Below are 25,541 nucleotides of genomic sequence, written 5' to 3' on the forward strand. Positions count from 1 at the left end.
ACTTCCTCAAATTAAATCTTACACGCGCCGCCTTCACAATCGGAATCAGCCGATTCCACGACTTCTTCCAGGTCACCCTGAATGTCTTCCGCACCATCACGTGTATTATGGTAATACAGTGTCTTCACACCATATTTGTAGGCGAGCAGCAAATCTTTCAGCAGCTGATTCATCGGCACTTTTCCACTCGGGAAATGTGTCGGATCATAGTTGGTATTGGCAGAGATCGACTGGTCGATAAATTTCTGCATGATACCAACCAACTGCAAGTAGCCATCATTACCCGGCATTTGCCACAAGAGTTCGTAAGCGCTTTTCAGACGCTCATATTCCGGTACAACCTGGCGCAAAATGCCATCTTTTGATGCTTTGATGCTGATGTAACCACGAGGCGGTTCAATGCCGTTGGTGGCGTTAGAGATCTGTGAAGAGGTCTCTGACGGCATCAAAGAAGATAATGTTGAATTGCGCAGACCATATTGTTTGATATCGTTGCGCAATGCTTCCCAGTCATAGTGCAGCGGTTCATTGGTCAATGTGTCCAGCGCTTTTTTATAGGTATCGATAGGTAGGATACCTTTAGAATAGGTGGTTTCTTTAAACCACGGGCAAGCGCCTTGTTCTTTCGCCAGTTCATTAGAGGCTTTCAACAGGTAATACTGGATTGCTTCAAATGTTTTGTGAGTCAGGTTGTTAGCGCTGCCATCTGAGTAACGTACACCGTGTTTCGCCAGATAGTAAGCATAGTTGATGACACCAATGCCTAATGTACGGCGACCCATTGCCCCTTGTTTGGCGGCAAGGATAGGGTAGTCCTGATAATCGAGCAGGGCATCAAGGGCACGGACTGCCAGAATAGCCAGTTCTTCCAGATCATCAAGATTTTCAATTGCCCCCAAGTTGAATGCGGATAAGGTACACAGCGCGATTTCACCATTTTTATCATTGATATCATTCAATGGTTTGGTTGGCAGTGCAATTTCCAAACACAAGTTTGACTGGCGCACCGGAGCGACGAAAGGATCAAATGGGCTGTGGGTGTTGCAGTGATCGACGTTCTGAATATAGATACGGCCGGTAGAAGCACGCTCTTGCATCATTAGGGAGAAGAGCTCAACGGCTTTCAGACGTTGCTGACGGATATTGCTGTCCTGCTCATATTTGGTGTACAAGCGCTCAAATTCATCCTGATCGGCAAAGAAGGCATCATATAGCCCTGGAACATCCGATGGACTGAACAGGGTAATCTCTTCACCTTTGATCAGGCGCTCATACATCAGCTTGTTAAGTTGTACGCCATAGTCCATGTGACGAACGCGGTTTCCTTCAACGCCACGGTTGTTTTTCAGTACCAGCAGGCTTTCAACTTCCAGATGCCATAATGGATAGAACAGTGTAGCGGCCCCGCCACGAACGCCCCCCTGAGAGCAGGATTTGACCGCAGTCTGGAAATGTTTATAAAAAGGAATACAGCCGGTATGGAAGGCTTCACCATTACGGATTGGGCTTCCCAGTGCACGAATACGGCCTGCATTGATACCAATACCCGCACGTTGAGAAACATATTTCACAATCGCGCTGGAAGTTGCATTAATGGAATCCAGGCTATCATCACATTCAATCAATACGCAGGAGCTGAACTGACGCGTCGGGGTGCGTACACCTGCCATGATCGGGGTAGGCAGAGAAATCTTAAATGTGGAAACCGCGTCGTAAAAACGGCGAATATAGCCCAGCCGTGTCTCTTTCGGATAACCGGAGAACAGGCAAGCCGCGACCAGAAGATAAAGGAATTGGGCGCTTTCATAAATTTCACCGGTAACCCGATTCTGAACCAGATATTTACCTTCAAGCTGTTTAACCGCCGCGTAAGAAAAATTCATATCACGCCAATGGTCGATAAACTCGTTCATTTGCTCGAATTCTTCTTTCGAGTAGTCTGCAAGTAAATGCTTGTCATATTTGCCCATTTTCACCATACGGGATACATGGTCATAGAGTGCGGGTGGCTCGAATTGACCGTAAGCTTTTTTACGCAGGTTGAAAATTGCCAAGCGGGCGGCCAGATACTGATAGTCAGGTGCATCACCGGAGATAAGATCAGCGGCCGCTTTGATCATCGTCTCATGAATATCTGAGGTTTTGATGCCATCGTAAAATTGGATTTGAGAACGCAGTTCTACTTGTGATACCGAGACATTTTTCAGTCCATCGGCTGCCCAGTTAACAACCCGGTGGATTTTATCAAGGTCAATTCGTTCTTTGTGGCCATCACGCTTTGTTACTAGCAGACTATGGTTCATGGACAGGCATACCTTACATTTACTTTCAAATTCGCTCCCACCTGCTTTGTGTCTTTACCCAGACCAAAACATAACCCTCTCAGTGGCGAAAAAACCCACGAGAGAGTAGTGGTAATGGAATGTTAAGGAACACAATATGTAGGGGGTACACTAAATAATGACAACAAGATAATGTTAAAAACAGCTTTTATCAAGTGTACAAAAATACGGATTCTTGTGGATAACTTGAGGACTAAATTTATTAAAAAGCCGGAATCCTGCATCATTACTAGCGGTTGCTCTGACAGAAACACCGGCAAAAATGAATAAAAAAATTCCTGAAAATAGGGTTTATTTGCCGATTTATTAATCTGTCAGATGAATATGTCAGACATTCTGGGTGTGTAACATATAATTGACGTCTACATTGTGACCAAGGCTAAATTTATCTGTTAACGGGTTGTAATGCAGGCCAATAATATGCTTTTCTCGCAGGGATGTTCTGTCAATCCAGTCTATCAACTCTGATGGTCGGATAAATTTCTTCGCATCATGGGTTCCCTTCGGTACCATTTTCAGAATGTATTCCGCGCCGATTACTGCCATAAGCCAAGCTTTTTTGTTGCGGTTAATGGTAGAAAAAAAGACGTGTCCGCCGGGTTTCACTAACTGAGCACAAGCATGAACGACCGATTGTGGATCTGGGACATGTTCCAGCATTTCCATACAGGTGACGATATCATAAGCTTGTGGATATTTTTCGGCGTGGCTTTCTACTGTTTCCTGTACATAAGTCACGGGGACACCTGTTTCAAGGGCGTGCAGTCTGGCAACCTGAAGGGGTTCCGTACCCATATCCAGTCCGGTCACTTCTGCCCCTTCACGGGCCATACTTTCTGACAAAATACCGCCACCACAGCCCACATCCAAGACTTTTTTACCGAAAATGCCGCCAGAACGTTGCAAAATATAATTTAGACGCAGTGGATTAATCCGGTGCAGTGGCTGAAATTCACCTTCCAAATCCCACCAGCGAGATGCAATCGCTTCAAATTTCTCTATTTCCTGTTGATCAACATTGTTTGGGGTGGAAGGGGTTTTGATGTTCATCAGCGGTTGTCGCTCCTTAAACTTGCTTTAGCAGGCGGATTCACTCCGTTCAGCCGTAGTATACACCATAGTATACACGGCTTAATTTTTGATTGCCTGTATCTGATTTTTATAAAACGGTTGGTTTGTGGTATAGTTCTAAGCCTTTGAATTCGGAATGTATGAGGGATAGTGGGCTCCATGAGCGACATTGCCAGAGAAATCACCCCGGTCAATATCGAAGAAGAGCTGAAAAGCTCGTATTTGGATTATGCGATGTCTGTTATTGTCGGGCGCGCACTACCAGATGTTCGAGACGGACTCAAGCCGGTACACCGTCGCGTACTTTATGCCATGAGTGTACTGGGAAATGATTGGAATAAATCCTACAAAAAGTCTGCCCGTGTTGTCGGGGACGTCATCGGTAAATACCACCCACATGGGGATAGTGCAGTCTACGACACGATTGTTCGTATGGCTCAGCCATTTTCCCTGCGCTATATGTTGGTTGATGGTCAGGGTAACTTTGGGTCAGTTGATGGTGACTCAGCCGCCGCTATGCGTTACACCGAAGTGCGTATGGCGAAAGTTGCCCATGAACTGCTAGCGGATCTGGAAAAAGAGACTGTCGATTTTGTGCCGAACTATGATGGTACAGAGCAGATCCCGGAAGTGATGCCAACGAAAGTACCAAACCTGCTGATCAACGGTTCTTCCGGTATCGCAGTGGGTATGGCAACTAACATTCCTCCTCATAACTTATCCGAAGTTATTGATGGTTGTCTGGCTTATATTGAAGATGAAAACATCAGCATTGAAGGGCTGATGCAGTATATTCCTGGCCCGGATTTCCCGACTGCCGCGATTATTAATGGTCGTCGCGGTATTCAGGAGGCTTATCGGACTGGTCGCGGTAAAATTTATATCCGTGCCCGTGCGGAAATTGAAGTGGATGAGAAGAATGGCCGTGAAACTATTTTAGTGCACGAAATTCCTTATCAGGTCAATAAAGCCCGTCTGATTGAAAAAATTGCCGAATTGGTGAAAGAGAAACGCATCGAAGGGGTTAGTGCCCTTCGTGACGAATCTGATAAAGACGGCATGCGGATCGTGATTGAAGTGAAACGGGATGCGGTGGGGGAAGTGGTTCTGAATAACCTCTATTCCTTGACTCAACTCCAGGTTTCTTTTGGTATCAACATGGTGGCCCTGCATCAAGGTCAGCCTAAGCTACTGAGTCTGAAAGATATTATTTCGGCCTTCGTCTGCCACCGCCGTGAAGTGGTTACTCGTCGTACCGTCTTTGAATTACGTAAAGCCCGTGAACGTGCCCATATTCTTGAAGCATTGGCTGTGGCACTGGTGAATATCGATCCTATTATCGAACTTATCCGTTTTGCACCGACGCCAGCCGAGGCAAAAGCCGCATTAGTTGCTCAGCCGTGGGAATTAGGTAGTGTTGCCGCCATGCTAGAACGTGCCGGTGATGATGCTGCCCGCCCTGAATGGCTGGAACCACAATATGGTGTGCATGAGGGTAAATATTATCTGACTGAACAGCAGGCTCAGGCCATTCTGGATCTGCGTTTGCAGAAACTGACCGGCCTGGAGCATGAAAAACTGCTGGATGAATATCGTGAGTTGCTGACATTAATTGGCGAATTGCTGTTCATTCTGGAAAATCCTGAGCGCTTGATGGAAGTGATCCGTGAAGAGTTGTTGGCGATTAAGGCGCAATATAGTGATGCCCGCCGTACTGAAATCACGGAAAATACGGCTGATATCAATATTGAAGATTTGATTAATCAGGAAGATGTTGTTGTCACCTTGTCACATCAGGGGTATGTCAAATATCAGCCATTATCTGACTATGAAGCGCAACGCCGTGGGGGTAAAGGTAAATCCGCAGCACGTATCAAACAAGAAGATTTCATTGAAAGGCTGCTGGTGGCGAATACTCACGATACGATCCTTTGCTTCTCCAGCCGTGGCCGCTTGTACTGGATGAAGGTTTATCAATTACCTGAGGCCAGCCGTGGTGCCCGCGGTCGTCCGATTGTGAACCTTTTGCCGCTGGAACAAGATGAGCGAATTACGGCTATTCTGCCGGTGCGTGAATATGAAGAAGGATTGTATGTCTTTATGGCTACGGCCAGTGGGACAGTGAAGAAGACCGCGTTGCAAGATTTCAGCCGCCCGCGCAGTGCTGGTATTCTCGCCGTTAATCTCAATGAAGGTGATGAACTGATCGGCGTTGACCTGACTGACGGTAGTAACGAAGTTATGTTGTTCTCCGCGGAAGGGAAGGTTGTTCGTTTTGAAGAGGAAGCGGTTCGTTCAATGGGGCGTACCGCTACCGGTGTACGTGGTATCAAACTAAATGGTGAAGATAAAGTTGTTTCTCTGATTATCCCGCGTGGAGAAGGAGAAATTCTGACTGTCACTGAAAACGGTTATGGTAAACGTACCGCTGAAAGCGAATATCCGATCAAATCCCGTGCAACGCAGGGGGTTATCTCGATTAAAGTCAGTGAGCGTAATGGTAACGTGATCGGGGCAATTCAGGTTGAACCAACCGATCAAATAATGATGATTACTGATGCTGGCACATTAGTACGTACAAGAGTGTCGGAAGTCAGCGTTGTTGGCCGGAATACTCAAGGCGTAACCCTTATTCGTACCGCTGAAGATGAGAAAGTTGTCGGCTTACAGCGGGTTGCTGAACCCGAAGATGATGAAGATGATGAAGATGGGCTGGTAGCAGAAGGGGAAGAATTGAAAAGTGATAGCACCGATTTACCAGATGCTAACAGCAGCGAGTCAGTTGATCCGGTTTAAGTGAAGATATTTTTTCACTTAATTAAGAAACAGGTACTTCGGTGCCTGTTTTTTTAAAGGGATTTTTATTAGTATCGAAATATGCGATTGATGGGGTTTTGTAATCTTTAAACTCTGGTATATCTTGTTATTAATGATGTTGGTTTTTATCAGGTAACCTTTTGAGATATCTTTCTTCTTTTCGTACATCGCTAAAAATATCCCGTTATCTTTTCCGGGTGCTTGGCCTAATGTTGTGGGCGTTAGGCGCTTTATTAACAGCTTTTTACCTGGTTAATATCTTTAATGAAGTTAAATCGGATATTCGGCAAGAATACAATGCGAATTATGATTCCACGCTCTCTTATGTGCGTCATACAGCAAGTGTTCTGCGGGATATCCAATATATGACCGAGAAGCATTTACTGAATTCTAATGGAAAAAATGCTATTTTTGATTTTCCACATGATAACCCGGCGTTTTCTTATCATCCTTTGAACCAAAGCGCTGACTGTCATACTTTTCGCAACAACACGCATAGTTATTTAAATTCGTTGAATAACCTTATCTTCTATTGGAAGGATAATCTTGCCGCGCCTCAGGGATTGAATCAGGTTTTTCTGGTGGGTACGCAAAGTATGTGTATGGTAAGTTTTTCTATCCGTAATACCACGACTGAACCCGATACGTTGAAAAAAATAGTTTATGAAAATTCACGTAGGCTTATCAGCCTGAAAGAGCAAGGTAAAGAACGAAATGTTTATTGGGTTATACCGGGTGCAAGATCTGATAGCGGCCATCTCTATGTATTGGCACCGGTATATGTAAATGGTCAGATGGTTGCCATGATAGGCATTGAACAATTCATCAGATTGGACTCTTTTATTCAGAGACAAGACCGCCCAATTTCAATAACGTTATTGAATCGCAGTAATCAACCGGTGTTGCATTATCCAGCAAATGGTGACTATAAACTTCATTATGCTGATTATCAGTTGGAGGCGCCTTATTTTGGCTATGATGATAATTTTACTGATTTACTGTTAAAACGTCGGTTAATGCCATCTTCATTCAGTATCATTTATGCGCTGCCACTGAAAACTCTTTTTGAAGGTTTTAAGTTACAGATTATTAGCAGTATTGTGCTTAATGCGTTATCTGCCTTCGTCATCATTATCTTGGTGTATCTGTTTGAGCGGAAAATGTTTGCTCCGGCTGAAGAGAATGCGATTCGTCTGGAGGAGCATGAACAATTTAATCATAAGATTGTTGCTTCAGCGCCGGTTGGGATCAGTATATTGCGGGTCAGTGATGGGAGTAATATTCTGAGTAATGAGTTGGCACATAATTATTTGAGAATGCTAACGCATGAAGATCGGGAACGGATTATTCATATTATTTGTGACAGAACCAGCAGTTATGTTGATGTTGTAACCAGTAATAATCATCATTTGCAAATCAGTTTTGTTCATTCCCGCTACAGGAATGAAGAGGTGGCAATTTGTGTCTTGGTTGATATCAGTGTCCGTGTGCGGATGGAAAAATCATTACAGGAAATGGCGTTGGCATCGGAACAGGCTAACTATTCTAAATCTATGTTTTTAGCTACCGTCAGTCACGAGTTGAGAACGCCGCTTTACGGTATTATTGGAAACCTGGAGTTATTACAGGCGCATTCATTGCCTACTGAATCTGTCCGTTTGTTATCAACGATGAATAACTCTTCAGCGCTGTTGCTAAAAATTATCAGTGATATTCTCGACTTTTCAAAGATTGAATCTAAACAGCTTAAAATTGAGTCTAGAGAATTTTCCTGTCAGGAAGTTATTTCTCATGTTGTTTCTAACTATCTACCGTTAGTAGTGAAAAAGCCGTTGACCTTGTATTGCTATATTGAACCGGATGTTCCGGATTATATCTGCAATGATCCGGTTCGATTACAACAAGTTATATCTAATCTGTTAAATAATGCGATTAAGTTCACTAATACTGGATGTGTGATTATACATATGACAGTTGATAGAGATTACTTATACGTCAGGATAAAGGACACCGGCGTCGGTATCTCTGATAAAGCGCTTATTCAGTTATTTGATCCATTTTTCCAGATCATGCCAAATACGGAAAGCTCATCTCAGGGAACAGGGCTTGGTCTGGCGATTTGTGAAAAACTTATCAATCTGATGGATGGTGATATTGAAGTCATTTCACAACCACAGATAGGGAGTATGTTTTCTATTCGTTTACCTTTATATGGTGCGAAATATAGGCCAAAAATTCAGCTAATAAATGAGTATCAGCGAAAAATCATCTTGGCTATACGTAATCTTTATCTGGAGGAATTTTTACAGCGTTTTCTGGTTCATCATGGCTTACACACGGTTTTATACAGTGAGCAAAACACAGATGGTAGTGAAATTATTATCAGCGATTTTTCTGATGCGGTTATTTCCCCTGTGTATGCTTATATTGAATTATCGACGGACTATATTGGCTCACCGGAACAAATCAGAGAAAACTATTGGTTACATAACACTTACCATTTACATGATTTGCCGGTAATGATTGAGCGGCTGGTTTCACCGAATCATAATGTGGTATTGAATACCGCACCACCTGTTTTTCAGGCAAACACTCGGTTTAATACTATTGTGATTCTGGTGGTAGATGATCATCCTATCAACCGCCGTTTATTGGCTGATCAGTTGAAATCCATTGGTTTCCAAACAACGGTGGCAAATGATGGATTAGATGCGTTGGAATATTTGAAGAACGGGGGGATTGATATCATTCTGACGGATGTCAATATGCCTAATATGGATGGTTATGCGTTAACAATGTATTTACGGAATGATGGGTGTAAGTTGCCGATTATTGGTATTACGGCAAATGCACTGGCAGAAGAAAAACAGCGCTGTATTGATGCAGGAATGGATGATTGTTTGTCTAAACCGGTTTCTCTGGTGACTCTCACCCAAGTACTGACGAAGATGATTTGAAACGATGATTTATAAAACAATGCCCGGTACAAACAAATAGTTGCCGGGCATCGAGAGGACTTTCATGTTAAAACAACGAACGGTATTTACTGAACGTGATTGCTCGTATCAATAGTGACGGAAGAAAGATAATTGAGTAATGCAATATCGTTATTTACCCCCAGTTTTACCATAGCCGATTTTTTCTGACTGCTGATAGTCTTGACACTGCGTTTAAGTTTTTTGGCAATGTCTGTTACCAAAAAGCCTTGGGCAAATAGACGTATAACTTCACTCTCTTTTTGTGATAACGGTTTATCACCATAGGGGGTTTTCGTCACTTTTTTCAATAGTTCAGAAACGCTTTCTGGCATAAATTTTTCCCCTTGTTTCAGGGCCGTCAATACATCAGGTAAATCTGTTGGTGCTCCTTGTTTTAAGACAATGCCTTCAATATCAAGTTCGAGTACAGTACTTAAAATTGCTGGATTATTGTTCATGGTTAGAACAATGATGGATAGCCTGGGATAATGGCGTTTGATGTATTTAATCAAATTGATCCCATCGCCGTATATGTCCCCAGGCATGGACAGATCCGTGATCAGTACGTTTGCTTTAATACAGGACAGATTGTTGATCAACGTGGTCGAGTCTTCAGACTCAGCGACGACGTTGATCCATTCAAGCCGCTCAAGTGATTTGCGGATGCCAAACAGGACAATCGGATGGTCATCGGCAATAATGACGTTAAGGTTATTCATCTTATTAGTTACCCTGCTGCAATAGCCTTTTAATGAAGGATTCAATACGGCTAATGCTATTCTTAATCTCTATTTCATTACTGTCTGTTATGTGTTGTTCCAGTGTTTCGCAAGAAAGTTTGAGGAGTTCTAGGTCTAACATAGCAAAGACGCCTTTCAGGCGATGTGCTGTTTGCGAAAGCGATATCAGATCATATTGTTCTATATCAGTATACAGCTTATTAATATCTATCGGTACTGTCTCGACAAATAATTGTCGGTAATCGCTGTCAGTTAGCTGTTTTTGATAACTATTTATAACATTGCCAAAATCGTAATCGTTGCTTTCATCGTTAAATGCTGACATTTCTAAATTTGCATTGAGTTCGTTAAAACTGAAACTTCTCTCAATTAATAACGAAATGGCATTGATAACAGCTTCACTCAGATTGTAGTTACACTTAATATAGTCAGGTTTTATCTGCTCAAAGCCGGCCAGATTATCAACCAGTAATATAGCCGATTTTGTCGAATCATAGGGTTTATCCGTCAACATGATATCGTATTCTCTATTCATATTTTCTGGCTTTTTATCGAAGTAAGCAGCGCCATAATGATGCAGATGATTTTGCACAATCTTACGGATCTCCGTATTGCTGATATCCAGCAAGGCAGTAATGTCTTCCAGTAGCGGTGGGCATGGGTCTTGGCCGATTATGAAGGGCAGACTGATAGCATAGTGCGTACCCAGGTTGGGTTTGCTGTTTATAGTAAAATGACCATTTAATTTTCTACATAATTGGTTACATAGATAAAAGGTCAGCCCTGAATTGGCTTGATATTTATCACTTGTCGCTTTGCTTAAAAATGGATAATTCAAATTTGTTAAGTCTGTTGAATTAAGTCCAACTCCTGTATCTATAATTTCGATTTGAATTTGTTCTTTGTATTCTTGGGAATAGTTAACGATGAGTGATATCTTTCCATAAGATGTGAGCGTGATTGCATAATTGACTAACATCAGGATGATTTTACTGATGGCAGTGCTATCGCCAATAAATAGTGATTCGGGATTAATATTACAATGATAATAATAATTCAATCCTTTATTATTCATCTTCGGAAACACTTTCTTAATAATGCCTTCTAAAATGACTGATAATGAAAATGATTCATTTTTTGCTTGCCATTCACCTGATTCTAATTCATTGAGTAATGAAATGTTTTCGATCCAGTCGGATATATATTCGGATTTAGTTAATAAATTATCGACGATACGAACACTATTTTCTTCTATAAGAATTTGTTTCAATTGGTAAGCGATATGATCTAATTCCTTTATTGGTTGTTTTAATTCAGAACGAATGTTGGTCAGCATAAAACGCCGAGCTTGTACACTCTTATCGTGTTCCAAATGGGCAAGTTGTAGACGCCGACTAATTAATGACTCCTGATCTTTATCTTGCAGTAAAAACAGATAAGTTTCTGGCAACAGGCGAATGCTGTACATTTTAATTTCATAGACTGAATCGTCAATTGAGGTTTGGATGACACCATGATGTTGCTTTGCCATCATCTTAATTTTATTTAAATCGACATTCGGCAACAGATGATCGGCAATGTTATTGCACATAATTATCTGATTTACTGAGAAATCATAAATCAATAAGCCAATCGGGATATTGGAGATAATATCGTGACTTAACGCATCCTTGACTTGTAGCTCGTGGCTTATAAGGGCATTTGGCGCGATATATTTTCTACGAATGTAAATAAGCCCACCTAAAGACAGGATAATAAATATGGAATCAGTCAGTAACAACCAGATGTTTCTGTATAACAAATCGATTAGTAAATCTTTGAGTGATATCCGATACAACAGTTTGTATTGCGTACCCTTGAGTGATTGAGAAAATTCGAGCCAGAAACCATTCTGTGAAATATTGACTTTATTGATTTCATTCGGGGGTTGTTCGTCATCCGACAATAAACTGAAGTTGGCTGCGGCCATATCCATAGGAAGAAGATGACAAATAGGCAAATCAAAAGCGATAACTGTTGCCAATTGACCCGGTGAATTGAACGTCGCCCGATAAGTATAAAAATAGATATTTTCGCCATTTAACTTACGGATTGATGAAATATTTTCCCGTTCATCTAACGCGGTGGATTGCATCAGCATTTCTGAACGTTTTGATTCGGCGGTCAGTGTTAGATAACTTTCTTTAAATCTCAATTCTGGTTTAAGAATAGAGTGAGTGGTTATCAGAAACAGGCTGTTATCTTTACCATTCAGATAGTACATGGAGTTGTATTCATTGCGGGTACCCCACAAAATCTCCATATAATTGGAAAGGCGTTGTGCCAATTCTACACTTGCAGTGTTGTGGTGACCAAAAATAATTGTGTCGATGGTTTGATAACGATTCTCAAGCCAGTAAACATCAGGTCGTAGCTTCATCGGTGTGACGAGTTCTGGTGGTTTAAAAGATGAGCTATTGGCTTGTTTAAAGATAGAATTAGCGTGGTAACGATAATCTTCTATCTGTAATACTATTTTGGTTGCAACACTGTTTAGCGCATATTTTTTCCCCATTAGCCAGGCATTGAAGTAGTTATAGCTGTATAAAAACAGGGACACAAAAAGCAGAATAATGAACAGACCGTAGTAACGGTTTATGGTTGATGAATTAATAGAAAATTGTTTGTTATACATTCGTTGAGTAAAAGCCTTAATAATTGCTTGGTTGTTTAGCGAGCTCGTTAAATTGGTGAATCTTATGATTCGATGTATTTAGGCTAATTTTAGCAGGATCGGGGCTGGAAAGGATATTATATACCTAATAGATTTCGAGTTGCAGCGCGGCGGCAAATGAACGAATCCCCAGGAGCATAGATAACGATGTGACTGGGGTGAGTGAAAGCCGCCAACAAAGCAGCAGCTTGAAAGATGAAGGGTATAGATTGAGGATTGAGCGAACAGTAAGAGAATCACAGAATTTTTACGACAGAGGCTAGACATATTATCATGTTAGGCGCATAATCCCGCGCCATGGAAGGATGGCCGAGCGGTCGAAGGCAGCGGTCTTGAAAACCGCCGATGGGAAACCATCCTAGAGTTCGAATCTCTATCCTTCCGCCAAATACTGACCCCATGCACTTTCCATGCATGGGGTTTTTTCATTCCAGCAAGCAATTCAGGTGATGATTAATCCATTCTCATAACAATAAGGTGATTATCCGGTGCGCTGTAAAACCCGGTCCTTCAGAGGATGTCAATGTGTGTCCACGATTTATACCTAATAGATTTCNNGCAAGTGAATGAATCCCCAGGAGCATAGATAACTATGTGACTGGGGTGAGTGAAAGCAGCCAACAAAGCAGCAGCTTGAAAGATGAAGGGTATATTGACAAGAATGGTTTTTCAGGACAGATTCTTATTCAATAAAACCGTGGAGATGGTAAGAAATTAAACTTTTTTAATTGGCTTTGAACAACATGGATACAGCGGTTACAAACATAATGACAGCCGCACCTTTAAATAAAATCCGTTGTGCTCGTTGGCTTGATAGCAGATGCCGAATACTGAGAGCACCGATAATAAATACCGCTCCTACGCTGAATAAGACAAAAACCGTCAATGGTACTAACATGAGTCCCCAGTTTTGCAACGAGATAGATTCTATGTTAATCACTAAAGGTAATAGTGCGAGATAGAAGGCAATCGTTTTAGGGTTACTTAACGTTAGAGTGAGACCAGATAACCAGGCCGCAGCCAACTCTTTTTTCTTAATGGGTTGGTCTTCACCAATGGGTTGATGATTGGCAAACCAGAACTGCCATGCCAGATAACTCAAATATAATGCGGCACCCCATCTCACCATAACAAATAAGGTGTCAAAACTGCTCGCGATAATGGACAAGCCAAAAACAGCAAAGGACAAATAAGTCAGATCACCAATAATCAGGCCAAACAACACACTAAATCCCGCCAGCGCGCCACTACTCACACTTCTGGCAACCAATGCTGCCATTCCCGGGCCGGGTATCGCCGCAGCAACAGTCAGTGCCGCTGTATAGGTTACTATTTGTGACACTTCTAGCATATCTTTCCTCTCAAAATAACACCTTGAAGTAACAGAACATAGAAATGTCACTTGCGAATGCAAGTGACAAATAAGGGCTCTTTAGTATAGACAATAACGACATTTTTCTAATACTGAACGTCTTACGTTTGGCATATTTTCATCCAAAATAGTTAAGGCGTTTTTATTAGTTGTCGAATGACTTCCCGAGAAAATACCATATCTTGAACGGCCAAACCAACGGATTGAAAGATAGTCACATCCTGATCGCACAAATTGGAATGAGATTGAGAAACGGTACCAATTTCTATCCCAATGTCTGACCCGTTAAGAATGCCTTTCTCCCTTGCTTTAATAACAGATTGAGAGGCGGCAAGTATTGATTCATTGGAATCAGTAAATAGGGTTGTATTGCTATACATATCTTCGCTGAGTTCCTGGAATCCCAGTGCCGAAGCGCCAATGGCATTGACATGACATTTAACCGGTAGCTCTTTTCTATTGAGTATAGGGTCACGCGATGCTGTGGTTGTGCAAATGATGTCACTATTGAGTACAGCCTCAGCAGGTGAGGCTTTGATCGAAATGGGAAGATTGAGCGTTTTATCACACCATGTGGCAAATTCTCGGCATCTTTCTGCATTACGACCCCATAAAGTGACTTCTCTAATCGGGCGTACATATAACATGGCTTGCAAATGTGCTTTTGCTTGTAAGCCAGTGCCAAGTATCGCTAACCGGCTAGCATCCTTTGCGGCAAGAAGATGGGTTGCATAAGCAGAAGCGGCGGCGGTGCGAATTTCTGTGATAGCGCTGGCATCCACCGCGGCAATCCCTGAAACACCTGGCTCGTCGTAAACCAGCACGCTACCGATGTGTGAAGGTTTATCGCTATTGCTTTGAAACCTCACTACCACCGACTTTAACCCAAACCCTTTGTATGGCCCCTCCTTAATATAAATCGGCATGGTGCCCATTAAGCCGTCTTCACCTTTAATGATATTGCGCAAAGGTTGCTCTACTTTTCTTTCCGATTGTAATTTAAATGCTATTTCACTTAGCTTAAGACTAAGTTCCATCGTCAAATAACGCGCGACGGTTTCTTTATCGATATAAAGCATGTTGATGCCTTTCAATATCAGTTATATACCCGTTATCTTTCAAGTTGCCTCTTTGTTGGCTGCACTCACTCACCCCGGTCACATAGTTCGCTATGCTCCCGGGGATTCGCTCCCTTGCCGTCGCGATGCATCTTGAAATCCATTCGGTATAGATCATCCAGCTTGAATTTATCATCAATCTCGGTTCCGGCAATGCTATTGAGAATTGTCGACATATTCTTTTGAGAAACTCCTAACACCACATCCAGCATATTCTCTTTGCTGAAACCACGGCTTAGGAATAGATCAATAGCACTTCTTTTCAATTGTCCCCGACAGTAAATAACCTCTATGGTAAGTTCACGCAGTGCCAATAATCGAGGGGAGAGATCGTCGGTTTTTTCAATCAATGCCTTAACTATTTTTTTGTCCACACCATTATGAATTGCAATATAGCCGTGTGCCTGAACTGTGTAATGACAACCATTTTCTACTCCGGTTGTAATCCATACAACCGCTTTTTCCTCTTCATTCAGCGAACTATCAATAAATAGGTCGTGTGCTCGTTGGTAAGCGGCTAATAGTGAAGGAGATTCTGACATATAACCACTTTGGTTAGGTATCCAGCCGAAATCATTAATCGAACTTTGAAGTAATTTTTTACTTTTTTCAGGTGTGGTAGCAATGGTGTGTAGAGTAAGTAAAGACATAATAACCTCTGTATATTGAAATTTTAAATAGATCTATATATTTGCCTATTTTAAAGCAACATTAGCTTTTATACGGCTGTAAATACTGACCAAAGCATTTGAATTGGTCGAATATGAGAAATAAATTTTAAATTGTGTAATTTTGCGGCTACTTCTGTCGTGAGTGCGGCATCTACCTCTGAATTCGCGACAGCTTTTGCGGCTGAACTGGTTGAGTCTTTAAAAATGATATCTGCAATTTTTAGATTATCAGGCAACAACTCTGGGATTAAAGCCTTTGGTGCCGGATGGGTTGCAATGACGATATTATCTGTAGTTAATTCATCACGAATAGCGATACCATAATTAGGCGTGTAATTTAAAAATGCAGATGACAAGTTAAACTTGTTATCCATATAAAACTCACTGATATTGTAATAAGCATTGGCTACCACCAATGCCTGACAGTTATTTAAAATAATTTGATTACTTGCTTCTTCGTAAGTATTACATAAAACAACTTGGTAATTTTTGGCGACTTTATTTTTAATGGCAAATTCACCAAAACGAATAGCGGATTGTTCGCTACTTGTACCTGACGGGCCTAAGGTAGCAATATTTAGAACATCAAATGTATCTTTGTTGAAACTAAAAAAAACACATTCCATGATGTCTCTCCTGGAATTACACTAATAAACCGGATTTAACCAATGTGAGAACTCATCTATTCTGCCTCTAATTATTTCTTGATAATCTTTGGCAATAATATTGGCTATAGAATCTTCTTTTTGTATATATGACACATCGTCTATTTGTGAAACAATTGATATTTCGAGGCCAGTACCTGTTAAAAAACAGCCATCTGCTTCATAGAGATCCTTTTGTTGAATTTCTGACTCAATACAGGGAATATTGCGGAATTTACAAATATCGAAAACAGATTGTCTGGTTATTCCATTAAGAATGCCAGCGCTAAGCGATGGTGTAATAACGCAATTATCTTTTACAATAAAAACATTTGATGTACTTGCTTCTGCGCACATGCTTTGTTCATTCAGCATGATCGCATCATCAAATCCGTTTTCTTTGGCATCTTCATGAGCAAGTGCGGAATTAACATAAGTGCCGGTAATTTTGGCAGATGATGGAATTGCCGCATTTGATACACGTCGCCATTTTGAAATAAGACATTTAAACTCTGTTTTTTTGGCATAAGCGCCCATAGGTAAAGCGTTAATACAGAGGGTTGAGTTTACACCACTTAGCTTAACGCCAAATTTTTCACCAGGCATTAACGATTTTTTAAGCGCTAATGGCCTGATATAAATATCTTGTTTGAAGCCATTTTTAATAATGATATTTTTAGTAATGTCGGTTAACTCCTGACTGGTATAGGGTAATTCAATTTTTAATGTTTTAGCTGATTGTATTAACCGTTCATAGTGCTCATGCACTCTAAATAGATTAAGTTGGTTATTGTCTTGATCCCAATAAGCCCGGATTCCTTCGAATGTACCGGTGCCATAATTTAAAGCTTGTGTATTGGCAAGAAAGGTCGCATTGCTAAAATTGAGATATTCCCCGTCTAGAAATACGATCCAATCTTTATTAACCGGGCTAACGATATTGGTTGTCATTTAGCTGCCCTCTTGTTCATGATTTCTAAAGCCGAATTTCGTTCAATATTGTTGGTATCATCTCTCAGATCATGGATGCGCGCTGCTTTCCAGCTTACCATTGCCGCAGTTCCAATAAGTCCACCGACATCTCCTACATGGACATCGACATTCATATTGAATTTGGATTCCATTTTTTCCTTTATCTTGCTAATAAGTGACGCATCATTTAATTCGTCGCTCGGTTCCAAAGTGATCTTAAGCTCATCTATACCGGTTGTGTTGCGGATTTCGATAAAATATTCAAAACAATATTCGAGCTCTTCAAAGATGGCATTTTCGATATCAAAAGCATAGACATTAGCATTGTTTAATACTAATACATCTTTTACTCTGCCGATGGGTTCTATTTCCCATTGATTTAAGCCTATTGCTTTACATCGAACCATATCCCCTGTTTTGTATCGAATCAGCGGTTTATTCCCTTTATATAAATGGGTAATCACTAATTCACCAGCAACGTGATTATCACCAACATTGAGCTTTTGCTGAGTAAAAGGGCAAATGAGTTCGTAATAATTGTTGTATGGAATAGTAATAAGCTTATTGGTATTGTCACAAGCCGCCAGGATTGACGTTTCTTGTGAGGCATACATACAGTTGTAAATTTTAGCACCCCAATTCCGAGATAAATTCCTTAATCTATTAGGGGTAATAAGTTCGCCAAGGACTAAAATGATCTCGATACCTAATTCTTTGGCATCACATGCATTGTTCCGGCAATATTTTAGCAACTCAGCGGCGACCGCAGGTGTACAAACTAAAGCGGTTATTTTGAGGTCTTGTATCAGCCTGAGTACTCTGTGCATACCAACAACCGGCGAACGAGGCCACATTTTGATAACGGTATGCCCTAAACTGCGAAATACATCTTCAAATGTATCTCCAGTGGAGTGCAATTCCGTTGGACCCATCACGCCAATAATGTGTTGTTTGTCTTCTTGATTGAAAATAGACTCATATTGCAGAGTCAGAAAACTGTTATTGACTAAAGAGTCTATTTCATTGCGAGGACAAGGCGTTGATGGCCCAGTCGTCCCTGTGGTTTCATAATATATCCAAGCGTTACTTAGGCTATCTGAAGATATCGTGTTTCCCGCCTGACTTAGATCTGATTTTGTCGTAAAAGGAAGTTTTTCAATCAATGAGGATAAATTTTCATCATCATTTAGGTTTATTGCATCTAGACGATCTTGATAGAAAATTGACCCATTTTTCGTATAATTTATGATTTCTTTTAATTTTTCGTATTGTATTTTTTCCAATGCGGAGATATTTATCTCGCCAGCCAGATATTTTTTTAACTCGGTAAGGTATTTCATACCTAATTCATGAAGTTCACTTCTAAAAATGGAATACATATATGTCACCTGGTTATTTATAAAGTGGTAAGTTGCCAGTGAGTTTATTGATATCTTTCTTTGGTCCAACTATGCCAATTCCAGATAACTTCAATTCATCCGAATGCTCAGAAGATAATTTTCCTTCGTATTCCTCATATGTTCTGCATGATTGTGCTAAACAGGAGAAAGGGCTCAATTTAAAATTATCGTTAGATTTTAATTCATTATGAATAGCGTCCAGTACATCGTGACTTGCTTTCAAAATAGGCAAAGGCGTTTTAATGACACCGGGATAACAAATGCTATCTTTACTAAAGACATCGTGTCCTACAATTCCGTTGATATTTCTACCAATTGAAACACTAATGACGCTCAGTGCATTCATGGCTAACCCAAGTGGCAGACTATCAGCGATAACGACGACACTTTTATGTAGGTTTTCGTCAAACTTCATACGACTTTCCTATTAACTGAGTGAAATTTATCAACTTATTTATATCAATAATAATATCCGAGACTGTCCATGTACTTATTTCTTTCCATAGCACCACGCCTTTTATATGATCGGGATGATGCATATATATGTTCAGGTCTTCGTAACTTTCAAAGTAACCAATTAAACTAAAGTCAACTGATTGCTTTCTGTCTACCGTACTGCGACCACAAAACCATCCTTTAATTTCACTTATCTCATTTATATGATTTAAAGTCATCTTCTCTGCTAATATAGCCTTTTCACTATCCCAGCTTATTCCATCCTTGAAGGTAAATAAGACTTGATGTGCAATTAAGTTGTTTTTGCCCAGCATAATTTACCTCATAATTAATGATTTTGAGTTATAATAACCTATAGAAACGATCTGATTTATACCTAATATTAGCGCATGCCTGATTTAGTTTTTTTGATTTGCATCTAATTTAAATAGCACATTGCATTTATAGCAGTCAACTATTTCCCTATGGTAATGATTTAAAGAAGAGTGGGAATATTGTGATTCTGACAATGATAAGACAGCGGTTATGGCTTGCCTTTGGCTTATAAAAAACAATCTTAATTTGATTCCGCTTATGCCTTGAAAACATGTTTTGTCGCCTTGTGTTCTACCTTATTTTGAGTATTTGCTTTTTAACATGTTAACAGAGCCTCATATTGCTTGGAGGCAGGTTATTGCCTTTTGGATATTTTATCTTCCACTGCTGCCAGACGATCAGGCTATTTTACGACCAATGGCTATTTTCTAATAGGTAGCAAAGATAATAAAATATTTCGTTGTTATTTCTGATTTGTGAGTAAATGACCCGTTTTTTTGATGTTGAAAATAATCCACTCATTGGCTGCATTTCAGAGGATTCGAGACAGTAGCCTTGTATTAGTGGGCTTTCAAGTCAGGGTATGTTGTTGAGTGTGTCACTAATGATAGGTGTTTTGGTAATATTTTAAAATAATCTATTATTTATGCTTGATTGTTTGCAATGGGTTGTAATATACTGCGCTCGCTTTCAGGGGCTAGCCCTGAAACACGCCGGCTTAGCTCAGTTGGTAGAGCAACTGACTTGTAATCAGTAGGTCACCAGTTCGAATCCGGTAGCCGGCACCAAATCAAATAAGAAGCCGTTATCTTTTTAGAAGGTAACGGCTTTTTTCTTGCCTGACAGTAGATAATTCTGTTTATATATCCAGTTAATTCTGCTATTTTCCATTATAATTTCCCGCTAAAGCGAGTTTCTGAATTTATAGCATGGTTAAATTTACGGTTAAGCGGGTCGAAATGAAACCACGTAACTAGAAATATAGGATGGCAAATTTTCAGATAATACGGATTTATTTTCGCTGGTAAAAACTAACAGAGAAAAATATTAGCGTTTGGGATGTCTGTTTTCCAGACATGAAAGAATGTTTGCTATAGGCGTATGCCCATCTATTCGTTTGGCGGGAGCCGAAAATAAGATGAGATAAAGCAGGAAATAGTAGGGGTATTAGATGCTGTGAAAGTATGTCAGATAAAAGCAATTTCAGGCCAGGAGAATACTTTTTGCTAACTATTTACCGAAGAGTGTGAGTTTAAAAATCTCATTAATCAGCAGAGGGTATATCTGACAATGTTAAAACTTTTCACATAGATATTTACCTGATAATCGGTAATTTATCGCTAGCAACATTAATCCTGTTGATGTCTTAAATGTTTTGTCTAATCTGGTGGAGATATTTGGAATAAGGTTATTGAGATCTCACTTTTGCACCGGTTCGTTGTCCATTACCATGTAAACAGGTTGATTTCTGTGCCTTTGGCATAGGTATGGGAACCATTCTTAATCGGCATTTTACGGCGGGCTTCAAAGTGGATTTAAAATATTTTTTGCACTTAAATATCCATGAGATAAAAAATCTGTGCTACTTTTTATTTAATGAGTTTTTCATCTCATAATAAAAAGGGGGTTCTATGTTACTTGAAAACTTTTGATAAATAATAAAGAACAGGCGTATTATTTTAGGCGTTAAGCGTTTTAAAGGAAGGTACATTAGAGGATTAAATGAAGATTATGAATTTATATAATAAATACGTTGATGAGGAAGATAAACACTTTGTGGTCATCCGTATTAACAACGATATTATGTGTTTTCCTCTGAAACTAAGCTTAGTCCAGAATCGGGGTTATTTACTATTTGCATTTAGTAGACTAAGTAAACAGATTTATTTAAACGATGTAGTTACGTAACAGAGAAACACAAAAATAGAGAATGAGAAATTTGTTATAATACCGAATGCATGGATGCATGAGACCATCATGAAAATAATTTTTACTACTATTTTTTACTATACCTAATAGATTTCGAGTTGCAGCGAGGCGGCAAGTGAATGAATCCCCAGGAGCATAGATAACTATGTGACTGGGGTGAGTGAAAGTAGCCAACAAAGCAGCAGCTTGAAAGATGAAGGGTATAAAAGTTAAGGTCAAAATGTATGCGCAATATTCAACAAGTTTTAGAGTGTTGGGGCGGTTGGGTTGATGATGCCACGGGTGTTAATTGGCCACCGATCGCTGCTGGATTTAAAGGTCTGATTGCGTCAACTCGTTCATTACGTTCTTCCTGCTGTGATAACGATGGCTTGATCATTGATGCTTGTATCGCAAAGTTGCAGACGGTAGATAAGTCTGAAGAAATTGAAGTTTTATTTATGTACTACGCTTTAAGGCTTTCCAAACGCGCCATCGCGCGTTTAATTAAAGTACCTGATATTGAAGTACGTTCCCGGTTACAAAAGGGAGAAAGTTTTGTGCAGGGATGTTTGGCTATGCTTGATATTAAGTTAGAAATGGATGATGAAATACGAGAGCACAAAAAGCTTACGCGTACGCAAAAAGCTATGGTAGTGTACTAATCTGTTAAAGTTGCGAATAAGCGCTAAAGCTAATAAGCCCCGATATTTTTATCGGGGCTTATTTCATTCGGTTCTTGCAGCATCTGCTATTACGTACCGATAGAAGTGAAAATTTAAATAATAATTGTAGAGGTCGCACTTTGTTGCGGCCTTTTTCGTATTTACCACCGCGAATCGCTCATGGCTATTTCCTTATTTTTTGCGGTTGGTATCCCTGTTAAATCAATCATAACCCGCTACTGGGAACGAAGCCTGCATTGTGCTTGGTTTACCCAGGCACATGGTGAGTTATTGCTGTTTGATGGAGGTATTTTTGATGAGCAACGGTAGTGATAAAGCGGGTTGGTTAACACCTGTCACGCCTGGGCCTGAGTACGATGATGAGTTGGAACACGTACTGAGTCGTTGGGTGGAGGGTGTTTCTGGTTTGCCTGACGATAAAGTGCGTTCTCGATGGACATCAGCACAACTGCCCCGGTTACCGGCAGATGATGACTGGTGTGATTTTGTTATCACGGATTTTATTTCGGATGCCTCGCCTGCTTTTGAGAACCAGACTGATGAAGGAACCAAATTATGGCGTCATGAGGAAATTGTGTGCTTGATTTCCTTTTATGGCCCGAACGGCCAGCGGTACGGCGCCCGTTTTCGTGATGGACTGGCGGTCAGTCAGAACAATGACGAGTTGGAACGTTTTGGTCTTTCAGTAGATAAACTCAGCCGGCTAACTTCTTTACCGGAACTTATCAATAACCAGAGGGTGCGTCGTTATGACATGACGATCACCTTGCGGCGAAAAGTGGTGCGTGAATACGGTGTTAAATCACTGGTGGAAGCGCCTGTCAAATTTTTTGGAGATTAAATTATGCAGGGTTTACCTGTTTCAAACATTATCAATGTCACGTTGAATATGGCTCCTCATGCGGCTCAGTCCCGGAACTTTGGTGCGTTATTGATCATCGGCGCAAGCAACGTGATCAACCCTCACGAGCGTTTACGCCGGTATTCGGATATCGATGGTGTCGGTGCTGATTTTGGACTGACTTCACCAGAGTATCAGGCCGCAGCGCTTTATTATTCCCAGTCACCCCGTCCGGTTGATTTATATATTGGCCGATGGGCTAAGGACAATGTGGCCTCTGCTTTACAAGGAGCAATACTGACCAAACCGCAACAATTGATCAGCAAATTTACTGCCGTCACCGATGGTTCTTTTAAATTGACAATTAACGGTAAAGAAACGGTATATAGCGGCGTCGATTTGAGTAAAGAGACCAATCTTAATGGCGTGGCCCAACGGGTGGCGGATAAGTTAAAAGATTGTTCAGTCACATATGATAGTTCCTCTTCACGTTTCGCTATTATGCCGAATTCTGTTGGTACGGTTGGTTATGTTTCACCGGCAACGACGGGAACTTATATTGGTGATGTATTAAAGTTGGATGAAATATCGGGTGCTACCGCTATCAAATCTACCAAAGCAGAAACCATTGCTGAGGCGGTGGCAGCACTGGGATCGGCATCCAGTGGCTGGTATGGGCTAGTTATTGCCGATGGTACGTTGACGGATGAAGATATTCTGTCTGTTGCTGATTACATCGAATCCGCGTCTGTTTCCCGTATCTATGGGCATACAGTGCAAAAAGCGGATGTATTGGATGCTGACATTAAGACCGACATTGGTTCAAAACTGAAAGAGAAAAACTATCAGCGCACACTCTGGCAATATTCAACCGGTAAACCTTATACCGTTGCTTCTCTATTTGGACGTATGTTTACCGTCAATTTCGACGGTAATAACACCACTATTACCCTGAAATTTAAACAGGAACCCGCTGTAATCGCAGAAAACCTAACCGCAACGCAAGCCAATATATTGAAGAATCAAAACGGCAATGTTTTTGTTAAATACAGCAATGATACTGCCATTATTCAGGAAGGTGTCATGGCGAATGGGGATTTCATTGATGAGCGTCATGGCCTGGATTGGCTACAAAACTACGTTCAGAACAATCTTTATAACTTGCTTTACACCAGCATCAGCAAGATCCCACAGACTGATGAAGGTGTTACACGTTTAATCACCAATGTTGAACAATCACTTGCTCAAGCGGTGACAAACGGATTAATCGCTCATGGCGTATGGGGAGGTGATCCAATCGGCGCATTGGATACGGGCGCAACATTAACTAAGGGGTATTACGTTTACGCACCGCCAATTGCGACACAGGCACAGGCTGATCGGGAAGCTCGAAAAGCGCCAGTTATTCAGTGTGCCATAAAATTAGCAGGCGCTGTTCACTACGCTGATGTCATTATTAATGTAAACAGATAAGGGTTGAAAATGGCTACATATTCTTTTCTTGATGTTTCCGCTTCTATTACGGGAGTCGGTGGTTCTTTTGATCTTGGTAACGGTGCCGCGCTCTCAGATGAGGGGATTACAGTCACCATGTCGGAGAGTAAAAACACCATGACCACTGGCGCAGACGGGGAAGTCATGCATTCATTGCATGCAACCAAGTCTGGAACCATCACGGTTAATTTACTTAAGACCAGTCCAGTAAACGCCAAACTAAATGCTATGCTCAGTGCGCAATCACTTTCATCAGCAGCATGGGGCAATAACGTGATTGTTATTCGCAATAAGCAAAGTAACGACATTGCTGTTGCACGTTCTGTTGCCTTTCAGAAACAGCCGGACTTGCAGAATGCCAAAGCGGGTAATACTGTTGCCTGGGTATTTGATTGCGGAAAAATCGACATCATGTTAGGCACATTCTAACCGGCTTACTTCACAAACATTGAAATCACCGTCAAATCTACCGGAGCATTTGTCCGTATTTTTAATATCGGACTTATGCTGCGGTAGTTTGAGTGCGCTTGAGGATAAGTGATCATGGAATTTGAAATTGAGGGTAAAAAATATCGCGGTGGTAAATTAAACGCTTTTCAGCAACAGGACTTAGCAGTAGCTTTGGCTCCGGCTATTCCAGCACTTGGGCCACTGATGAAAAAGATGGTGACAGCCAGAAATGATGATGGGATAACGGGCTTTGAAGAAGTGCTCCCTTATTTGGTGGAATCCATCAGCGCATTAGGAAAATCCAACCGACATGAAATTAATGATATTTGCTTATCAGTGGTTTCTCGTGAACAAAATGGTATCTGGAGTCGGATTTATGAACCTGATGGACAGGTATTGATGTTTGATGACATCAACGGCTTCGAACTGCTGAAAATTGTCGGTTTTATTATTCGAGACTCATTGGGAAATTTTTTTCCCGCCCCATTAGAGAGCGCAGTGTCATTCCAGGACAATCCAGTTTAAATTTTGAAACCCTCCCGAAAGGGCGTGA

The 25,541-nt window shown here is 40.9% G+C and carries 20 protein-coding genes and 2 tRNA genes; 10 read left to right on the plus strand and 12 right to left on the minus strand.

Translation table 11 applies throughout. The features are described 5' to 3' along the window. Nucleotides 1–11 precede the first annotated feature (11 nt). Nucleotides 12–2,303, minus strand: a complete 2,292-nt coding sequence (gene nrdA / locus KZ793_RS00085; RefSeq protein ID WP_225812395.1) for a class 1a ribonucleoside-diphosphate reductase subunit alpha — start codon at nt 2,301–2,303, stop codon at nt 12–14. Nucleotides 2,304–2,669: 366 nt separating this feature from the next. Next, a complete protein-coding gene (gene ubiG, locus KZ793_RS00090) occupies nt 2,670–3,392 on the minus strand; it encodes a bifunctional 2-polyprenyl-6-hydroxyphenol methylase/3-demethylubiquinol 3-O-methyltransferase UbiG (protein ID WP_225812398.1) in 723 nt (240 codons plus the stop codon). Nucleotides 3,393–3,572: 180 nt separating this feature from the next. Between ubiG and gyrA the strand changes: the two genes are divergently transcribed. Both gyrA and rcsC read left to right on the plus strand, forming a co-directional pair. Then, nucleotides 3,573–6,209, plus strand: coding sequence for a DNA topoisomerase (ATP-hydrolyzing) subunit A (gene gyrA / locus KZ793_RS00095; protein WP_225812399.1), 2,637 nt, complete (start codon nt 3,573–3,575; stop codon nt 6,207–6,209). 161 nt (nt 6,210–6,370) lie between these two features. Continuing rightward, nucleotides 6,371–9,187 (plus strand): two-component system sensor histidine kinase RcsC, encoded by a 2,817-nt coding sequence (rcsC, locus tag KZ793_RS00100; protein ID WP_225812402.1) that lies wholly within the window; start codon nt 6,371–6,373, stop codon nt 9,185–9,187. A gap of 86 nt (nt 9,188–9,273) precedes the next feature. Here the strand turns inward: rcsC and rcsB are convergent, their stop codons facing one another. Then, nucleotides 9,274–9,927, minus strand: a complete 654-nt coding sequence (gene rcsB / locus KZ793_RS00105) for a response regulator transcription factor RcsB (RefSeq protein WP_118986712.1) — start codon at nt 9,925–9,927, stop codon at nt 9,274–9,276. 4 nt (nt 9,928–9,931) lie between these two features. Further along, a complete protein-coding gene (gene rcsD / locus KZ793_RS00110; RefSeq protein ID WP_225812413.1) occupies nt 9,932–12,622 on the minus strand; it encodes a phosphotransferase RcsD in 2,691 nt (896 codons plus the stop codon). A gap of 338 nt (nt 12,623–12,960) precedes the next feature. Here rcsD and KZ793_RS00115 point away from each other — a divergent pair. Then, a tRNA-Ser gene (locus KZ793_RS00115) sits at nt 12,961–13,048 on the plus strand. A 337-nt stretch (nt 13,049–13,385) separates the two neighbouring features. Here KZ793_RS00115 and KZ793_RS00120 read toward each other — a convergent pair. The 8 genes from KZ793_RS00120 to KZ793_RS00155 form a co-directional block, all read right to left on the minus strand. Beyond that, entirely contained in the window at nt 13,386–14,012 is a 627-nt protein-coding gene (locus KZ793_RS00120; RefSeq protein WP_225812415.1) for a LysE family translocator, read from the minus strand. 152 nt (nt 14,013–14,164) lie between these two features. Further along, nucleotides 14,165–15,112: an ornithine cyclodeaminase family protein gene (locus KZ793_RS00125; protein ID WP_225812418.1), complete on the minus strand. Its 948-nt coding sequence runs from the start codon at nt 15,110–15,112 to the stop codon at nt 14,165–14,167. Between the two features lie 65 nt (nt 15,113–15,177). Continuing rightward, nucleotides 15,178–15,801, minus strand: coding sequence for a carboxymuconolactone decarboxylase family protein (locus KZ793_RS00130; RefSeq protein WP_225812420.1), 624 nt, complete (start codon nt 15,799–15,801; stop codon nt 15,178–15,180). 68 nt (nt 15,802–15,869) lie between these two features. After that, nucleotides 15,870–16,448: a prephenate decarboxylase gene (locus tag KZ793_RS00135; RefSeq protein WP_225812422.1), complete on the minus strand. Its 579-nt coding sequence runs from the start codon at nt 16,446–16,448 to the stop codon at nt 15,870–15,872. A 21-nt stretch (nt 16,449–16,469) separates the two neighbouring features. After that, entirely contained in the window at nt 16,470–17,417 is a 948-nt protein-coding gene (locus KZ793_RS00140; protein WP_225812424.1) for a branched-chain amino acid transaminase, read from the minus strand. Then, a complete protein-coding gene (locus tag KZ793_RS00145; protein ID WP_225812426.1) occupies nt 17,414–18,817 on the minus strand; it encodes a phenylacetate--CoA ligase family protein in 1,404 nt (467 codons plus the stop codon). Before KZ793_RS00145 ends, KZ793_RS00140 begins: the two co-directional genes overlap by 4 nt. A gap of 13 nt (nt 18,818–18,830) precedes the next feature. Continuing rightward, a complete protein-coding gene (locus tag KZ793_RS00150) occupies nt 18,831–19,253 on the minus strand; it encodes a DUF2000 domain-containing protein (RefSeq protein WP_118986720.1) in 423 nt (140 codons plus the stop codon). Continuing rightward, nucleotides 19,243–19,608 (minus strand): Dabb family protein, encoded by a 366-nt coding sequence (locus KZ793_RS00155; protein WP_118986721.1) that lies wholly within the window; start codon nt 19,606–19,608, stop codon nt 19,243–19,245. Before KZ793_RS00155 ends, KZ793_RS00150 begins: the two co-directional genes overlap by 11 nt. 713 nt (nt 19,609–20,321) lie before the next feature. Here KZ793_RS00155 and KZ793_RS00160 point away from each other — a divergent pair. The 7 genes from KZ793_RS00160 to KZ793_RS00190 all read left to right on the plus strand — a co-directional run bounded on the left by KZ793_RS00160 (nt 20,322) and on the right by KZ793_RS00190 (nt 25,513). Then, a tRNA-Thr gene (locus tag KZ793_RS00160) sits at nt 20,322–20,397 on the plus strand. 1,365 nt (nt 20,398–21,762) lie between these two features. Then, nucleotides 21,763–22,182, plus strand: a complete 420-nt coding sequence (locus tag KZ793_RS00165; RefSeq protein ID WP_225812433.1) for an antiterminator Q family protein — start codon at nt 21,763–21,765, stop codon at nt 22,180–22,182. 180 nt (nt 22,183–22,362) lie between these two features. Continuing rightward, complete coding sequence (locus tag KZ793_RS00170) at nt 22,363–22,512, plus strand: hypothetical protein (protein WP_225812435.1); 150 nt, start codon at nt 22,363–22,365, stop codon at nt 22,510–22,512. Next, entirely contained in the window at nt 22,496–23,044 is a 549-nt protein-coding gene (locus tag KZ793_RS00175) for a phage neck terminator protein (protein ID WP_422615443.1), read from the plus strand. Before KZ793_RS00170 ends, KZ793_RS00175 begins: the two co-directional genes overlap by 17 nt. 3 nt (nt 23,045–23,047) lie before the next feature. Further along, nucleotides 23,048–24,517 (plus strand): DUF3383 domain-containing protein, encoded by a 1,470-nt coding sequence (locus tag KZ793_RS00180; protein ID WP_225812439.1) that lies wholly within the window; start codon nt 23,048–23,050, stop codon nt 24,515–24,517. Nucleotides 24,518–24,526: 9 nt separating this feature from the next. Beyond that, nucleotides 24,527–24,967 (plus strand): DUF3277 family protein, encoded by a 441-nt coding sequence (locus tag KZ793_RS00185; RefSeq protein ID WP_118986726.1) that lies wholly within the window; start codon nt 24,527–24,529, stop codon nt 24,965–24,967. A gap of 114 nt (nt 24,968–25,081) precedes the next feature. Next, nucleotides 25,082–25,513 (plus strand): phage tail assembly chaperone, encoded by a 432-nt coding sequence (locus KZ793_RS00190; protein ID WP_225812440.1) that lies wholly within the window; start codon nt 25,082–25,084, stop codon nt 25,511–25,513. Nucleotides 25,514–25,541 lie beyond the last annotated feature (28 nt).

Source organism: Photorhabdus antumapuensis, from assembly GCF_020387775.1.
Classification (GTDB): Bacteria; Pseudomonadota; Gammaproteobacteria; order Enterobacterales; family Enterobacteriaceae; genus Photorhabdus; species Photorhabdus antumapuensis.

What these genes read in the sequence shown, in the direction of transcription:
- rcsB (WP_118986712.1), bottom strand. Translation starts at nt 9,927, where the DNA reads ATGAATAACCTTAACGTCATTATTGCCGATGACCATCCGATTGTCCTG.
- KZ793_RS00135 (WP_225812422.1), bottom strand. Translation starts at nt 16,448, where the DNA reads ATGGAATGTGTTTTTTTTAGTTTCAACAAAGATACATTTGATGTTCTA.
- KZ793_RS00185 (WP_118986726.1), top strand. Translation starts at nt 24,527, where the DNA reads ATGGCTACATATTCTTTTCTTGATGTTTCCGCTTCTATTACGGGAGTC.
- KZ793_RS00130 (WP_225812420.1), bottom strand. Translation starts at nt 15,801, where the DNA reads ATGTCTTTACTTACTCTACACACCATTGCTACCACACCTGAAAAAAGT.
- nrdA (WP_225812395.1), bottom strand. Translation starts at nt 2,303, where the DNA reads ATGAACCATAGTCTGCTAGTAACAAAGCGTGATGGCCACAAAGAACGA.
- KZ793_RS00155 (WP_118986721.1), bottom strand. Translation starts at nt 19,608, where the DNA reads ATGCTGGGCAAAAACAACTTAATTGCACATCAAGTCTTATTTACCTTC.
- KZ793_RS00140 (WP_225812424.1), bottom strand. Translation starts at nt 17,417, where the DNA reads ATGACAACCAATATCGTTAGCCCGGTTAATAAAGATTGGATCGTATTT.
- KZ793_RS00145 (WP_225812426.1), bottom strand. Translation starts at nt 18,817, where the DNA reads ATGTATTCCATTTTTAGAAGTGAACTTCATGAATTAGGTATGAAATAC.
- KZ793_RS00165 (WP_225812433.1), top strand. Translation starts at nt 21,763, where the DNA reads ATGCGCAATATTCAACAAGTTTTAGAGTGTTGGGGCGGTTGGGTTGAT.
- KZ793_RS00150 (WP_118986720.1), bottom strand. Translation starts at nt 19,253, where the DNA reads ATGAAGTTTGACGAAAACCTACATAAAAGTGTCGTCGTTATCGCTGAT.
- gyrA (WP_225812399.1), top strand. Translation starts at nt 3,573, where the DNA reads ATGAGCGACATTGCCAGAGAAATCACCCCGGTCAATATCGAAGAAGAG.
- KZ793_RS00125 (WP_225812418.1), bottom strand. Translation starts at nt 15,112, where the DNA reads ATGCTTTATATCGATAAAGAAACCGTCGCGCGTTATTTGACGATGGAA.
- KZ793_RS00120 (WP_225812415.1), bottom strand. Translation starts at nt 14,012, where the DNA reads ATGCTAGAAGTGTCACAAATAGTAACCTATACAGCGGCACTGACTGTT.
- KZ793_RS00180 (WP_225812439.1), top strand. Translation starts at nt 23,048, where the DNA reads ATGCAGGGTTTACCTGTTTCAAACATTATCAATGTCACGTTGAATATG.
- rcsD (WP_225812413.1), bottom strand. Translation starts at nt 12,622, where the DNA reads ATGTATAACAAACAATTTTCTATTAATTCATCAACCATAAACCGTTAC.
- KZ793_RS00170 (WP_225812435.1), top strand. Translation starts at nt 22,363, where the DNA reads ATGGCTATTTCCTTATTTTTTGCGGTTGGTATCCCTGTTAAATCAATC.
- KZ793_RS00190 (WP_225812440.1), top strand. Translation starts at nt 25,082, where the DNA reads ATGGAATTTGAAATTGAGGGTAAAAAATATCGCGGTGGTAAATTAAAC.
- ubiG (WP_225812398.1), bottom strand. Translation starts at nt 3,392, where the DNA reads ATGAACATCAAAACCCCTTCCACCCCAAACAATGTTGATCAACAGGAA.